This window comes from Alishewanella sp. SMS8, from assembly GCF_030737935.1.
GTDB lineage: Bacteria > Pseudomonadota > Gammaproteobacteria > Enterobacterales > Alteromonadaceae > Alishewanella > Alishewanella maricola.
This window is the reverse complement of the sequence record NZ_JAPJEA010000003.1, coordinates 15,300-29,629: the sequence shown is the minus strand read 5'-3', so window position 1 is coordinate 29,629 and position 14,330 is coordinate 15,300. Positions and strand designations below refer to the sequence as shown.

General features: G+C 45.6%; 7 protein-coding genes. 2 read left to right on the top strand and 5 right to left on the bottom strand.

Annotated features, from left to right (window positions below; all coding sequences use genetic code 11):
* Positions 1-56 precede the first annotated feature (56 nt).
* The gene (gene topA, locus ORJ01_RS10450; protein WP_306177982.1) at positions 57-2,642 is read right to left on the bottom strand and encodes a type I DNA topoisomerase; all 2,586 of its coding nucleotides are present in this window, start codon (positions 2,640-2,642) and stop codon (positions 57-59) included.
* 224 nt (positions 2,643-2,866) lie between these two features.
* On the opposite strand from topA, the gene astB reads away from it, so the two are divergent.
* Positions 2,867-4,207, top strand: a complete 1,341-nt coding sequence (gene astB, locus ORJ01_RS10445; protein WP_306177981.1) for an N-succinylarginine dihydrolase — start codon at positions 2,867-2,869, stop codon at positions 4,205-4,207.
* Positions 4,208-4,348: 141 nt separating this feature from the next.
* On the opposite strand, the gene ORJ01_RS10440 is transcribed toward astB, so the two are convergent.
* Positions 4,349-8,629 (bottom strand): Ig domain-containing protein, encoded by a 4,281-nt coding sequence (locus tag ORJ01_RS10440; protein ID WP_306177980.1) that lies wholly within the window; start codon positions 8,627-8,629, stop codon positions 4,349-4,351.
* Between the two features lie 165 nt (positions 8,630-8,794).
* On the opposite strand from ORJ01_RS10440, the gene ORJ01_RS10435 reads away from it, so the two are divergent.
* Positions 8,795-10,135 carry a dicarboxylate/amino acid:cation symporter gene (locus ORJ01_RS10435; protein ID WP_306177979.1) on the top strand — a complete coding sequence of 447 codons (1,341 nt, stop codon included), beginning with the start codon at positions 8,795-8,797 and terminating at the stop codon, positions 10,133-10,135.
* 53 nt (positions 10,136-10,188) lie between these two features.
* On the opposite strand, the gene ORJ01_RS10430 is transcribed toward ORJ01_RS10435, so the two are convergent.
* The 3 genes from ORJ01_RS10430 to ORJ01_RS10420 all read right to left on the bottom strand — a co-directional run bounded on the left by ORJ01_RS10430 (position 10,189) and on the right by ORJ01_RS10420 (position 14,328).
* Entirely contained in the window at positions 10,189-10,857 is a 669-nt protein-coding gene (locus ORJ01_RS10430; RefSeq protein ID WP_306177978.1) for a thiopurine S-methyltransferase, read from the bottom strand.
* Between the two features lie 3 nt (positions 10,858-10,860).
* The gene (gene sohB, locus ORJ01_RS10425; RefSeq protein WP_306177977.1) at positions 10,861-11,850 is read right to left on the bottom strand and encodes a protease SohB; all 990 of its coding nucleotides are present in this window, start codon (positions 11,848-11,850) and stop codon (positions 10,861-10,863) included.
* Positions 11,851-11,949: 99 nt separating this feature from the next.
* Positions 11,950-14,328, bottom strand: coding sequence for a VolA/Pla-1 family phospholipase (locus ORJ01_RS10420; protein WP_306177975.1), 2,379 nt, complete (start codon positions 14,326-14,328; stop codon positions 11,950-11,952).
* Positions 14,329-14,330 lie beyond the last annotated feature (2 nt).

The following is a 14,330-nucleotide window of genomic DNA, read 5'->3' as shown; positions in this document are numbered from 1 at the left end:
TGTGCTTATCCATTGAACGTTTTAGTGCCTATGTTATCACGCTAAGCATCTAAAGCTTATTTCTCTGTGACCACCCAGCGACCGTTTTCATACCATGCCGCCCAACCTGTGGCTTTGCCTTCATGTTCTGTCATTACATATTGTTGTTTAGTCTTTCGACTCCAGCGAACAATAGCAGGGTTACCAGCTTTATCTTTAGCAGGCGCATCAGCCAAATAATAAAACTTCGGTGAAATACGCTCACGGAATGTTTTAAGCTCACTCACTAGCGGCGCTCGGGTTTCGCGAGATTTAGGAAAGGTTGCCGCGGCTAAAAATAAACCGGCCGCACCATCGCGCAACACAAAGTACGTATCCGATTTTTCGCACTTTAATTCAGTTAAATGAACAGGATCTTCTTTTGGTGGCGCCGCTTCACCGCTGCGTAACAATTTACGGGTGTTTTTACAGTCTGCATTGGTACAACCGAAATATTTACCAAAACGACCCGACTTCAGCTGCATTTGCGCGCCACATTTATCACATTCAATTTCAGGCCCTTCGTAGCCTTTCAGTTTAAACTGCCCGGCCTCAACCTGATAACCATCACACTCAGGGTTATTACCACAGACATGCAATTTACGTTGCTCATCAATCAAGTAGCTGTCCATAGCTGTGCCGCATTTGCTACAACGTTTCTTCTGGCGAAGCACTTCTGTTTCAAGTTCATCGTCAGTAACATTAACCGCTTCCTCACCCGAGACTAAATTCATCGTGGTGGTGCAGCGCTCTTTTGGTGGCAAATTATAGCCTGAACAACCTAAGAACACTCCTGTAGATGCAGTACGAATACCCATCTTACGACCACAGGTAGGGCATTCAATATCGGTTAACACGAACTGATTAACCCGCATCCCGCCCTCTTCCGGGTCAAGCTCAGCGGTTTTCAGTTTACTGGTAAAGCCCTGATAAAACTGGTCAAGCGTTTTACGCCAACTTAACTGCCCTTTGGCAATATCATCGAGTTTCACTTCCATGTTGGCAGTAAAATCGTAATTCATCAGATCATCAAAGTTTTCAACTAAACGATCGGTAACGATTTCCCCCATTTTTTCAGCATAAAAGCGTTTATTCTCCACCCGAACATAGCCACGATCTTGAATGGTCGAAATAATCGCAGCATACGTCGATGGCCGGCCAATACCGCGTTTTTCTAACTCTTTAACTAAACTGGCTTCGCTAAAACGCGCTGGCGGCTTGGTAAAGTGCTGCGCACCGTGCAGTTCTTTTAAAGTAAGTTGTTCACCGGTGCGCACATCCGGTAACTCATTATCTTCATCGCCTTTGCGTTTCATCGCTGGCTGAACTTTAGTCCAACCATCAAAACGTAGCACGCGACCTTTGGCTTTTAATTCAAATTCTCCCGCTGCAACGGTAATGTTGGTTACATCGTATTGTGCTGCAGGCATTTGGCAGGCAACAAATTGCCGCCAGATCAGCTCATATAATTTTCTGGCATCGGCTTCCATATCAGTAAGATCAGACGCCAGCACCGTAACTTCAGAAGGACGAACAGCTTCGTGCGCTTCTTGAGCATTCGCTTTACTGCCATAACTGATAGGTCCGGCAGGTAGGTAAGCTTTACCAAATTTTTGCTCGATATAATCACGACAATTTGCCACAGCTTCTGTGCTTAAATTGGTCGAATCGGTACGCATATAGGTAATATGCCCGCCTTCGTATAGCCGCTGCGCTAACATCATGGTTTTTTTCACACCATAACCCAGCCGCGTACTGGCCGCCTGCTGCAATGTAGAGGTAATGAACGGTGCTTGAGGTTTGCTACTACTGGGCTTATCTTCTCGATCTAAAACCTGATACTGGGCTTTATTTAATAGCGACAGGGCTTGATCAGCTTGCGCTTTGTTTACCGCCGAGAACGTTTTGCCCTGATATTTGCTGACCGCTAATTGTAAGGCATGTTTAGAAGCCGTCATGGTGTCAGCGTCAATGCTCCAATACTCTTCAGGAACAAAGGCTTTGATTTCACGCTCGCGTTCAACCACCAAGCGCACAGCCACTGACTGCACACGGCCAGCAGATAAACCACGGGCGACCTTTTTCCATAACAGCGGTGAAACCATAAAGCCAACAACGCGATCAAGAAAACGTCGAGCTTGTTGGGCATCAACTTGGTCAACATTAAGCCGACCAGGCTGCTCAAAAGCTTGAGTAATAGCATTTTTTGTTATTTCATTAAACACCACGCGTTTAAACTTACTTTCTTCGCCACCGATAATTTCACGAAGATGCCATGCAATGGCCTCTCCCTCACGGTCTAAGTCCGTTGCGAGGTAAACGATATCGGCTTTATCAGCCAGCGTTTTAAGCTCTTTCACAACCTTTTCTTTGCCAGGCAGAATTTCGTACCGTGCTTTCCAGCCATGCTCGGGATCAATACCCATTCGATCAACCAAGGCTTGGTAGGCCTTTTCGTCTTTACTAAGCGTTTTATCGGTAGCCTTAGCTTTATCTTTGCTACTGCTCGTAGGTAGATCCCGAATATGACCCACGCTAGACTTGACGATAAAGTCATTGCCCAGATACTTATTAATGGTTTTTGCTTTTGCCGGTGATTCGACTATTACCAGTGATTTCGCCATTTTAAACCCAGAGATCCCCTATTACAGCACCATCTTGTGGTGCCCTTTTTTAAACGTATATCCGCAAACCGCTGTTGTGACAAGTGTCTAAACTGATTATTATGCAAATAGGCCACAATTATTCTGCGATAAGGCCTGTCACTCAGCAAAAAATGAAGCATAACATCTCGCGGTCGTAAAAATAACAAAAACAGCACCGCAACTAACAAAGGATAAGAAAAACTATGCAAGCTTATGAAGCAAATTTCGATGGGCTCGTGGGCCCTACCCACAATTATGCCGGTTTATCAGTCGGCAATGTGGCGTCTTTAAACAATGCCAAAAATCATTCTAGCCCGAAACAAGCTGCTAAACAGGGCTTACAAAAAATGAAGGCATTACATGACCTTGGCATGGTTCAAGGGGTGCTTGCACCGCAAGAACGTCCCGATTTGGGTATGCTACGCCGCTTAGGTTTTAGTGGCAGTGATGCACAAGTTATGCAAGACGCCGCAGCAAAAGCCCCCGAAATTTACCGCGCAGTGTGCTCTGCATCCAGTATGTGGACCGCCAACGCAGCAACCGTTTCACCCAGCGGCGATACGCCAGATAAAAAAATTCATTTTACTCCAGCAAACTTAACTAACAAATTTCACCGCTCACTGGAGCCAACGACTACAGGTCGGATCCTGCAAGCGATGTTCAGTGACAGTAGGCACTTCGCGCATCATCTGCATTTACCTGACAATGAGCACTTTGGCGATGAAGGTGCCGCTAACCATACGCGTCTGTGCAGTGACTATGGGCAAAGCGGTCTTGAACTCTTTGTATATGGCCGTTATGCCTTTAATCAGAGTAAACCGGCACCACAGCGCTATCCAGCTAGGCAAACAATCGAAGCCAGTCAAGCTGTAGCACGTTTACACGGGCTAACCGAGGCTAACACCGTCTTTATGCAACAAAACCCTGAGGTGATTGATCAGGGCGTATTTCATAATGATGTTATCGCCGTGGGTAACCGAAACGTGCTTTTTTTCCATGAGCAAGCTTTTTTGAATACAGCCGCCAGCTTACAAGAGATCAAACAAAAGTTTCCTGGTGAAGCCCAGCTCCATTTTATCGAAGTCAAAAATCAACACGTCTCGGTGGCAGATGCCATCCGTACTTATTTATTCAACACCCAATTGATTAATCTGCCGTCAGGAGAAATGGTGATTATCGCGCCAACAGAATGCCAAGAGCATGCTGGTGTATATCGTTACCTTACTGACTTGTGCCAGCAAAATACCCCGATTAAAAACGTACATTATTTTGATGTGAAGCAAAGCATGCAAAATGGTGGTGGCCCTGCTTGCTTGCGTTTAAGAGTGGTTTTGAACGAGCAAGAACGTCAAGCCGTTAACCCTGCGGTGATGATGAACGATACCTTATTTGCTAACCTTAATAACTGGGTTGATAAACATTACCGTGATCGGTTATCAGAAGCTGAACTAGCCGATCCACAACTCATCATCGAATCGCGCACTGCCTTAGATGAACTGACGCAATTACTTAAGTTGGGTTCGGTGTATAGTTTTCAGCGATAAGCGTTTAGTGATTAGTGATTAGTGATTAGTGATTAGTGATTAGTGATTAGTGATTAGTGATTAGCTTAGTTAAATTTTTAACCATTTAAAATAACAAATAAAAAAGGAGCCGTTAAGGCTCCTTTTTCGTTTCACGCTCTTTTATCTGTCATCACGAACAGGCACTGAAAGCGAACTGACTAAACCAGAAGGTGATGTGACATTAATGGTTATGAAACCATCGAGCTTTTCATTACCTGTAGCAGGTTCTCTAGTTAAACCAAAAGAAATGCTAACAGGCACTCTGCTGGTAGTGTTCGGGAAGGTATATGAATCAGCACCAACGAACACACCATTATCTGCACTTACCGCCACTGTTGTACCTAAAGGCATTGGATTATTGTAAATATCAGAAATAAACAATCTTAGAGAAACTGAAGGCGCAGCTCCTGAAGATAGATCGATTGCTGAAACTTCACATAATTTCCGACTTGCTGGATCAGATTGAACCTCTAAAACTTCTGGACTTAACGGATTACTATTCACCCGAACAGGAGTGGCAGTAACACCAGTAATTGCAGAACAATCAGCTGCATACGTCGTTAAACGGAAGAACGCTTCTGCTCCAGACATCACAATTTCTTGGTTTTGGAACACATTGACTAACTGACGAGTACATAAGCCTGCATCCGCATCTTCCTGACGACACAATAGACCATTGTATCGACCATTCGCCGCGTTGAATAAGGTGTCATTATTGTAGTCAATAAACTCTTCAAATTGATCCCCTTCAGGCGTTGCTGGTGAACAAGGGTTTGCCGTATCGTCACAGCTTCCGCCACGGAATTGACCATCTTCGTTGTTATCAATATAGGCTTCGGTTAAATCATAGGCTGCAACATATTCACCCGTATCAAAGCGACCGTTACCATTTAAGTCAGCAAATGATTCTTCACCAATTGAATAAGCCAATATCGTCGCTCTGCCACCTAATGGTTGATCAAAAGTCACAGTGTCATTTCTGACAATACCCAACGGACATGGCTTACCACCGTCACACTTGGCGGCAATAGTGTTGGCAAAACCTGTGGTAAATGGTCTTGGATTTTGACTGCGCCACTTCACAGAACAACGGCCATCAGTTGTTGTACAGCTTGACTCCACTGAACCGCCCTCAGCGATAAAGTTAACTGCCGTACCATCAGGCACTGGATTATTAAAGTGATCCGCTAATGAGACGGTTAAATCTACTTCATTACCATCAAAATCTAACGCGTGCACGTTGAATGCAGATCGTGCGATTGAGAAGCTATTTTGATCTGCCAACCCTGTGCTGACCGTCAACACATCAGAAGGCGCAGTGACAACCACAGTTCCACTCGTAACCGTTTGCTCACTTCTTGCTATAACTCGGGTTGGTGTAGGTACAATACCCGAACGTACCACAGTCTGCACAATACCTTCGCCATTAGTGAAACCATTAGTTTGAGCTAATTCTAACCCACCTAAAGCCGTGGCAAGAGTGAAGTCAACTTGACGACCAGCCACTGGGCTACCGTTTTCATCAATCAAACGGAAACGCACGATAGAGGTTTCTGTACGATTTGCACCGCCAGTGCCTTTAAGAGCAATAATAGGTGCAGAAACATCTAAGAACTCTAGCGAACCTATGGCGGCTTCAGACACATCAACAACCACAGTACCACTCACGGTATTACCGCCAGTGATAACCGTGGCAGTAATTAAATCACCACCAACACAACCAGAAGCTCGGTAGGTTGAACGGGCAACACCACCAATGCTAGTCACTGCTTGATCCATCACTGCTAAACCGGCTTGCACACAACCAGAGGTAAATTCAACTCCCAATGGCGGAATATAGGGTTGGCCGTTTCTTGAAATATCAACAGAAATTAAGGTTGTTGAACCCGCCGCTAAGGTATCACCTACCGCTAAGCTTGATGACACCACAATATCGACATCAACCGCACCAATTTCAAAGGCTTTAGTACGTGTTGTCGCAAGTGCGGTCACAGAAACTTCACCCGCGCCCACATCTCTACCCGCCACTAAATCTAACAGGGCAATACCGTTTGCATCCGTAATTGCTGTGCCCGTTCTCGGACTGATAGAACCAAGAGTAGTAGTCGCTGACACTAAAGTTTGCGCTAATGGCGTACTCGCACCTTCACGCAGCACTTCAATGTACAAGATACCTGGCTGCTCTGCAGAAATGCTGGTGGTCTCAATACAATTGTTAGGGTCACGGTTTGTTCTGAAATCACTTGGGCAGCTTGTTAATAGCCTGAAGTTTACGGTGGCATTTACTTGATTAGGATCAACCTCATCACCACGAGTATAGAAACCAATCGACGATGTTACCGCTTCATATTGTGCCGTTACTGTACCGGCACCTTCTGCTGTACCCGCAACCAAACTAATTCTGGCCTCACCGAGCGCATTAGTTAACGCGGTACCCGTAGACGGACGTAAACTGCCTAAAGAAGAACTAAAGCTTACAACTTTATTAACAACCGGGTTAGCATCTTTATCGCGAACGGTTGCGATAACTTGACCACCGTTAGCCGCACTGATTTCACTGGTGTCAGTGCCTGACACACTGGAGACAAGCCGTAATTCAACAGTAAAGTCAGGTGAGTCACCCGGTAGCGGCGTGTCACCTGCTGAGGTAAAGGTAAAGGTATCAGAGACAATCTCGGCGCCTTCGCTGTTCGTGTAACGCGCTTGCGCTTCCCCCGCACTGGCAACAAAACCGGCTAATAAATCTACCCGAGCAATACCATTCGCGTCTGTCATTGCGCGACCTGTCTCAGGATTAATCTCACCCGCACCATCTACGCTAAAGGTGACTAACCGAAACGCCACTGGCGTACCATTTTCGGTCACTAACGCTTCTAACTTACGCGGAGTGGCATACGCTAGATCCCGAACTGCTACACCTGCTGCATCCAGCAAGCTTAATGTCAGTGCACTCACTACCGTATCATCACCCAGAGAATCAAACACAAAAAACAAAGCCTGAACATTGACACCATCAATTGTCACTACAGCTCTAATCTGACCGCTACCGGCCACCTGACCAGCTAGGAGACTAAGTTCGGCAACACCATTTGCATTCGTTCTTGCTGTACCACTGGCAGGTGATAGCTGACCAATAAATGAATCTAATGAAAACCGAACTAATTCATCAACAACAGGTTCACCATTACGAGTAAGTGTTGCCTGGATCTTACCTGGTTGGGTTCTAGAAACTGTGCGAATATCATTATTTGCTGCGTCTTTGAGATTCAAAGACAATATATAAGGGCTAATAACTTCATCACCCGCGCTTGTAAAACCAAGATCTTGAGTTTTTGCCTGGTACCTTGCTTCGATTGAACCAGCGCCACTAATCGTGCCTGCAGTAAGAGTCACCGTGGCCTGACCAAGTTCATTGGTTAATGCTGTACCAAAGCCGGGTTGAATGCGGCCTAAAGAAGAGACAAAAGAAACGACTTTATTAACGACCGGTTGGCCTAAGCTATCCCTTACGGTGGCAACAACAATACCGGGCTGTGCGTTAGAGATCTGGTTAATTGTATTACCTGCTTGATTCGTCATTGCAAGATTAATACTAAAAGCGGTTTCATCACCTTGCACAGGTGTATCACCGGCTGTAGTAAACACAAACGGGCTAGCACTCACGGTTTGCGTTGTTGTTGGAGCAAATGTTGCCGTTAATGTACTTGCGCCAGCTTCTGTACCGGCAATTACGTCTATGCGCGCAATACCATTAACATCCGTCATAGCTGAACCATTACTAGGGTTCAGTACACCCAATGAACCGAGTTCAAACTGAATAAGTTGGAATGCACCTGGCTGACCATCGATCAGCAAACGCGCTTCAGCAATGCCCGGTGAAAAATGCGATACCGAACGTGCGATAGTGCCATCATGCTTTAACAACGTCACAGAAAGCTCGGCTGACAAGCCACCTGTTACTACAGCATCGAAAACATAAGGGGCAGAAGAAACCGTTTGAGAGTCAGAAGCCTGATAAGAAGCGGTTACTTGAGAAGAGCCTGCCGTTTCACCGGCTTGCAATTGAATTTCGGCTATACCGTTTTCGTTGGTTCTGGCCGTTCCCTCAGTTGGGGATAACTGACCAACGTTACCGTCTAATGTAAATCGAACTAATTGATTGGCTAGGGGCTGATTATTTTTTTTCAGCGTTGCCCTAAGCTTACCAGGCGCAGCAGTGGAAACTTGACGGACTTCTTGCCCTGAAGCATCAGTCAACGTTAATGCCAAAGTATAAGTGTCAGTAGTACCGGTTCCACCAGAACCTGAACTACCACCACCACTTTCGAGCGTGCCACCACCACCACAAGCTGACAAGCTCAAACATACAAAAAGTATCCATAACAGCCGGATGTTTAACATGAAACTCTCCCTAGCACTTCTTTTATAGTTTTGTTAATTTTGCATCTTAAACCATTAATTATCCAGCTGGCAGGGTTAATTTAAAAAAAATTTCTATCTCTAGTGACCAAAGCTGGCACAAACTGGTAGTCTTAGTGTTTTATTACAACACAAAAACCACTATATATGACGTCAAATAATAAAAAACTCAGTCTTACCTTACGTATTGTGATTGGTATGTTAGCGGGTCTTGCAGTCGGTTTCTTCTTTCAATTTTTACTGGGTGGTGCCGAAGAGCGCAATTTGGCTTTGCTTGGTCTAGATATACCCTTAAAAGCTTTTTTTGTTGACGGTATTTTTCATGTTGGCGGCGAAATATTTATTGCCAGCTTAAAAATGCTGGTGGTGCCGTTGGTATTTGTGTCTTTAGTTTGTGGGACCTGCTCGTTATCTGACACCTCTAAACTTGGGCGTTTAGGTGGTAAAGCCATCGGCTTATATATGATCACCACCGCTATCGCCATTAGCTTAGCGATCGGCGCAGCCTTGTTAACTGGCCCAGGTTTGGGTGTGGAAATGCAAAGCGATCAAACCTTTGATGTTAGCTCTGCCCCAACGTTAGCGCAGGTCTTTATCAATATCTTCCCAAGTAACCCAATAGAGTCAATGGCTTCAGGCAATATGCTGCAAATTATCGTTTTTGCCGTGTTATTTGGCCTAGCCGTGGCCTTGTCAGGCAAGCCGGGGGAGCGGATTGCCGCGCAGTTTAATGATTTTAATGAAGTGATTATGAAGTTGGTCACTTTACTAATGAACTTAGCCCCCTATGGTGTGTTTTTCCTGATGGCGAAACTTTTTACCACGCTGGGTTTAGAAACTATCGGCAGCTTAGTCAAATACTTTGGCGTAGTGCTTTTTGTATTACTGTTTCATGGGTTTGTGGTTTATGCCTTGCTGTTAAAGTCACTAACGGGTTTAAACCCGATTATCTTTTTAAAGAAAATGCGCGATGCCGCGTTATTTGGCTTTAGTACTTCAAGCAGTAATGCCACGCTGCCAGTGACCATGGAAACGGTCAATAAAAAGCTCGGTGTCAATAACAGCATCAGTTCATTCACAGTTCCACTGGGCGCTACAATTAATATGGACGGTACTGCCATTATGCAGGGTGTTGCCACTGTCTTTATCGCTCAGGTGTTTGGCGTCGATTTAAGTCTTGGCGATTTCTTGATGGTCATTTTAACTGCAACCTTGGCTTCAATCGGCACGGCTGGTGTTCCGGGGGTGGGATTAATCATGCTGGCGATGGTGCTACAGCAAGTAGGCTTACCGGTTGAAGGTATTGCGCTTATTATTGGTGTGGATCGCTTACTGGATATGACTCGCACCGCAGTAAACGTGACTGGTGATGCGATGGTGTCCTGTATTGTCGCTAAAAGCGAAGGAGAGTTTAATGCGGCTATTTATAATAATCCAAACGCCGGTGAGAAAGAAGAAACCATCGATTTCCATCATTTAAGAGATTAACGATTTGTATCAGCGCTACCCACCGATGTTGCGGGTAGCGTTTTTAGCCTACTTTATGCCTGAACTAAATACACTTTTTCACATAAACGTGATGTTTCAAAACGACGCCGTGCAAAGCCTTGCCCGGTAATATCCACTTGTTCTAGCAATTGGATGTGTCGCTTTGCAAAATGCTGCTCTATCTCAGCGCTAGTGACACTAAAAGGTGGCCCCGTTTTCTCATCCTCGGGGTATTCTAGGCTGATCAGCAGCAATGCTGTGCCCTGCTCTAACCAGTTATCTAATTTTTCAACATAACGTTGTCGCATTTCCAAGGGCAGCGCAATCAATGCCGCGCGATCGTAGATAAGGTTATTGGCGTTGACGCGACTATCAGGCAATTGAAAGAAATCACCTTGTAACAGTTGTAACGCCTCAGCTTGAAAACGAATAAAGCCCTGCTCGGCTAATGGATGTGCTGTTGTAACAGTATGCGCCAGCTGATTTTCAGCAAAAAAAGCATGACAAGCGATGTCCGATAACTCAATACCCAGAACCGGCCGCAAAGCCTGACAAAATAGCAAATCAGGGCTTTTACCACACAACGGTACCACGATTTCAGTCAGCCTTGGCTGCTCGGCCAAGATCTGCGGCAACCAACGCTGCAACAGCGGATGCGGTTGAGCTAATTGAAAGCCGAGTTTATTTTGTTGCCAACACGCCTGCCAAAATGCTGCGTCCATGTGTTACCACCAACGGCGTTGTTGCAGATTTTGCCAGATACCACTAGCAAAGCTAGCGCCACCTGCACCCAGTTTATCTGCCAAGCCTTTTTTCAATTGAAACTTCACCTGTAGTACTTTTCGCTCGGCAAACATACTACACAAGTAATCATCACTGGTTTGCAATTGATCTACCAATGCTAAAGCAAGGGCTTGATAGCCAAACCAATGTTCACCCGTAGCCACTCTGTCGATATCCAACACTGGCCGCTGTTGGCTGACAAAGTCTTTAAACAGCACATGGGTTTCTTCTAATTCTTGCTGAAATTTTTCACGGCCTTTTGCGGTGTTTTCACCAAACAAGGTTACAGTGCGTTTGAATTCACCCGCGGTGAACTGTTCAAAATCAACATCGTTTTTCTTTAATAATTTATTGAAATTAGGTATTTGTGCAATAACACCAATAGAGCCAATAATCGCAAAAGGTGCCGCCAATAGTTTATCGGCAACGCAGGCCATCATATAGCCACCGCTGGCGGCTACCTTATCCACGGCTATAGTGAGTGGGATCTTTTGTTGTTTTAGCCTAGCTAATTGCGAGGCGGCTAAACCATAACCATGCACCACACCACCGCCACTTTCGAGCTTTAACAAAACTTCGTCTTTTGACGTGGCTACTGCCAAAATGGCGCTAATTTCTTCGCGTAACGCGTCGGTTTCTTTCGCATCCATACTGCCATTAAAATCAATGACAAAGAGTGTTGGCTGCTGTTGTTTCTTTACAGCTGATTGGGCTTTTTGCCATTTCTTGAAGGCTTTTTTATCCATCAGTTGCTGTTGTAACAGTTGCTGATTGTGCTGATACTCTTCACTGAGATCCGTAATAGACAATTGACCTTTACGTTGACGCGTTTTCATCGCAGCGCCTGCCATAATGGCCACCACAATCGCTAATGCCACCACCAAGGTAGCAACCTTCGCCAAAAAAATGCCGTATTCATATAAAAATGCCAAAGCCTGTCTCCTTACAATGAATAATAAAGGTGCATCATACCCTAAAAGCAACAGCCCGGTGCAAGTGCAACCGGGCTGTGGTTAAACGCTAAGCAAAGCTTAGTTTGCAATCACCGAAGTATCTTGAATACCAATTTGTGTACCACGACTTAAAAAGAACGTCACGGCTTGATATTGCATTTCACCGGTAGCAGCTGCGCTACTTGCAGGGCTTAAAATTGAACTGTGCGCACCCGCGTTAAAACGGGTAATCGCATTGCCTGTTAACGCAACACCTGGCGCTTGAGCGGGTACTGAGCCGGCACTTAATAAGCGTGCCAGTGGTTCTGTACCGGCTAATGCCATACGGCCATTGGCTAACGCCGTTAATGGATTAAAGAAGCCATTCGGGATCACTTGATCTGGCAATCTATCCGCACCATTACCCACTACTTCAATCATAAAAGTAGGTGTACCGCTGCTGACTAAGGCTTTTGCGTAGTTGTTTGGATCACCACTGTCGGTCACGGTTTGCGCAGCAAAGGCAAACTGACTTAAGGTGGCAGTAATGCGCGCTTGCTGTGCTGTATTGCCTGTTTGGCTTAAGCTAGCAAGGTACTGATTAACCACCGGCGCCGCACAAGTCGGCCAAGTTGCAGCGGTTGCCGCAGTTGGTGCACCGCAATCAGTATTGGTAGCCACATAAGTGACAAACTCACTGGTTAATTGGCCACCCGCGCCTAACATCACACTGGCTTTAATCAGTGGGCCAAATTGTGGCGAGTCTAATAAGAAGTTAGCAATACCACCACCTGGCATTGCTAATACCGAGCTTTCAACTTTAAACGCGGCATCTAAAGCAGCATTTCCGGTGGTGCTATTCGCTAACGCCACCATGCTGGTACCTGTAATGCCCCCTAACGAATGCCCTAAAAACTGTACGCGGCTTTTATCAATGGTCACACCGGTAAGGTTATTTATCGCAAAACGCAGCGCCAACATATCCGCAATACTTTGACGTAAATTATCCCGAGTCACCAACAGATTGCTCAGATTCATATAATCGGTTGCAGAGTTAGTAGAGGCATTAAACGTTAAGTTGCCGGTTTCAGTTGCTTGAGTAAAACCACGGCTGCCGTGCAACGGGTGATCAATGGCAATAGTGGCGAAACCTTGCGAAGCTAAGGCACCTGTAACAGCTAGCATATCTTCTTTTTTAGAAGTAATACCATGTTGCAATATCACCAATGGCCAACCGGCTTCAGGCATTGAAATAACATTTCCATCAGGCACGGTCATCTGCACACCAACGGTTTCATAACTGCGGATAGCAGGGATCACGTTAAACTTAGTTAAATGACGAGCACTATCCACACCCAGATCGCGTAGCGCACCTGAAGTTACCGCCTGACAAAAACCGTCATTTTCAGAAACAGGCGTTTCGGGTTTCATACTAGCAGGTAAGGCTGCAATAATAGCACCACTGTCACAACGTGCAGTCCAACGCGTATTTAACGGCGCGGTCATATTCGCTTCAGAAGGTTTACCTAAAAAGTACGGCAGCGTTAAACTACCTTGGTACAAACGGGTAATAGTAAAAGCCGGCTGACTGGCAAAAGCAGGGTTAAGTTGCGAAACCGTCAAACCGGTGTTTTGCATAGCCAAGCCGGTAGGTGCATAACCTGTTGGTGTTGGCGATGCCATTAATTGCTTTAAATTAGCTAACACAACCCCTGTTGATTGCGTGGTAATGGCCGCAGAATAAATAATGCTGGTTTTGGGTAGCCCTTGATCACGCACCATCACGTTTTCAAAGCTGTTGATAACACCTTGTAAGGCACGCTGAGAATCCGTGGCCAGTGGTAAAGTGCTCAGGTCTTGTTTCACTAATTCATAAGTGGTTGAAGGTTTTACGGCTGCACCGGTGCTGTCTTTTAAACCGTTAGTTAACGCTAAAAGATAAGTCGTGGCAGATTCAAGTGGTTTTAATGGCACTACAGCAACACTGTTGCCACTACCGGCAGAAACGAAATCCACACCGTATTGTAATTCAGCAACAATTTTACAGGCGGCACCACGGGGTACAGCGCGACAATCGGTCTCAGGAGACGCAGGATCACCCATTACGGCTTTAAAAACACGCACAGAGCCAGGTGCTGCCGCCGAGTCCATATTTAACGTCACACCAGCGGGAAAGCTTAAGGCAATGGTAAACGGATTTTGCGTAGACCAACCATCTAAAGCACCCAATGCAACTTGTGGATTGGTGTAATCAGGGGTAGCACCGCTATCAAGCGTAAGCGTACCATCAGTAGTACCCTGAAAAAGTAAATCGTTTGGTACAGAAACGTTGCCTGCTGTGGGGTCAAATATAACCCGTGCACTCGGTGTTACCGTACCTTCAACCGCTACATCTTGTTTGATATCTTCTATTGAATCACCACAGCCAACTAAACCTAAAGCGGTGATTACTGCAATGCTTATTGCCAATCTCTTCATTT

Coding starts and splice junctions, on each gene's coding strand:
- topA (WP_306177982.1), bottom strand. CDS start 2,642: ATGGCGAAATCACTGGTAATAGTCGAATCACCGGCAAAAGCAAAAACC.
- astB (WP_306177981.1), top strand. CDS start 2,867: ATGCAAGCTTATGAAGCAAATTTCGATGGGCTCGTGGGCCCTACCCAC.
- ORJ01_RS10440 (WP_306177980.1), bottom strand. CDS start 8,629: ATGTTAAACATCCGGCTGTTATGGATACTTTTTGTATGTTTGAGCTTG.
- ORJ01_RS10435 (WP_306177979.1), top strand. CDS start 8,795: ATGACGTCAAATAATAAAAAACTCAGTCTTACCTTACGTATTGTGATT.
- ORJ01_RS10430 (WP_306177978.1), bottom strand. CDS start 10,857: ATGGACGCAGCATTTTGGCAGGCGTGTTGGCAACAAAATAAACTCGGC.
- ORJ01_RS10420 (WP_306177975.1), bottom strand. CDS start 14,328: ATGAAGAGATTGGCAATAAGCATTGCAGTAATCACCGCTTTAGGTTTA.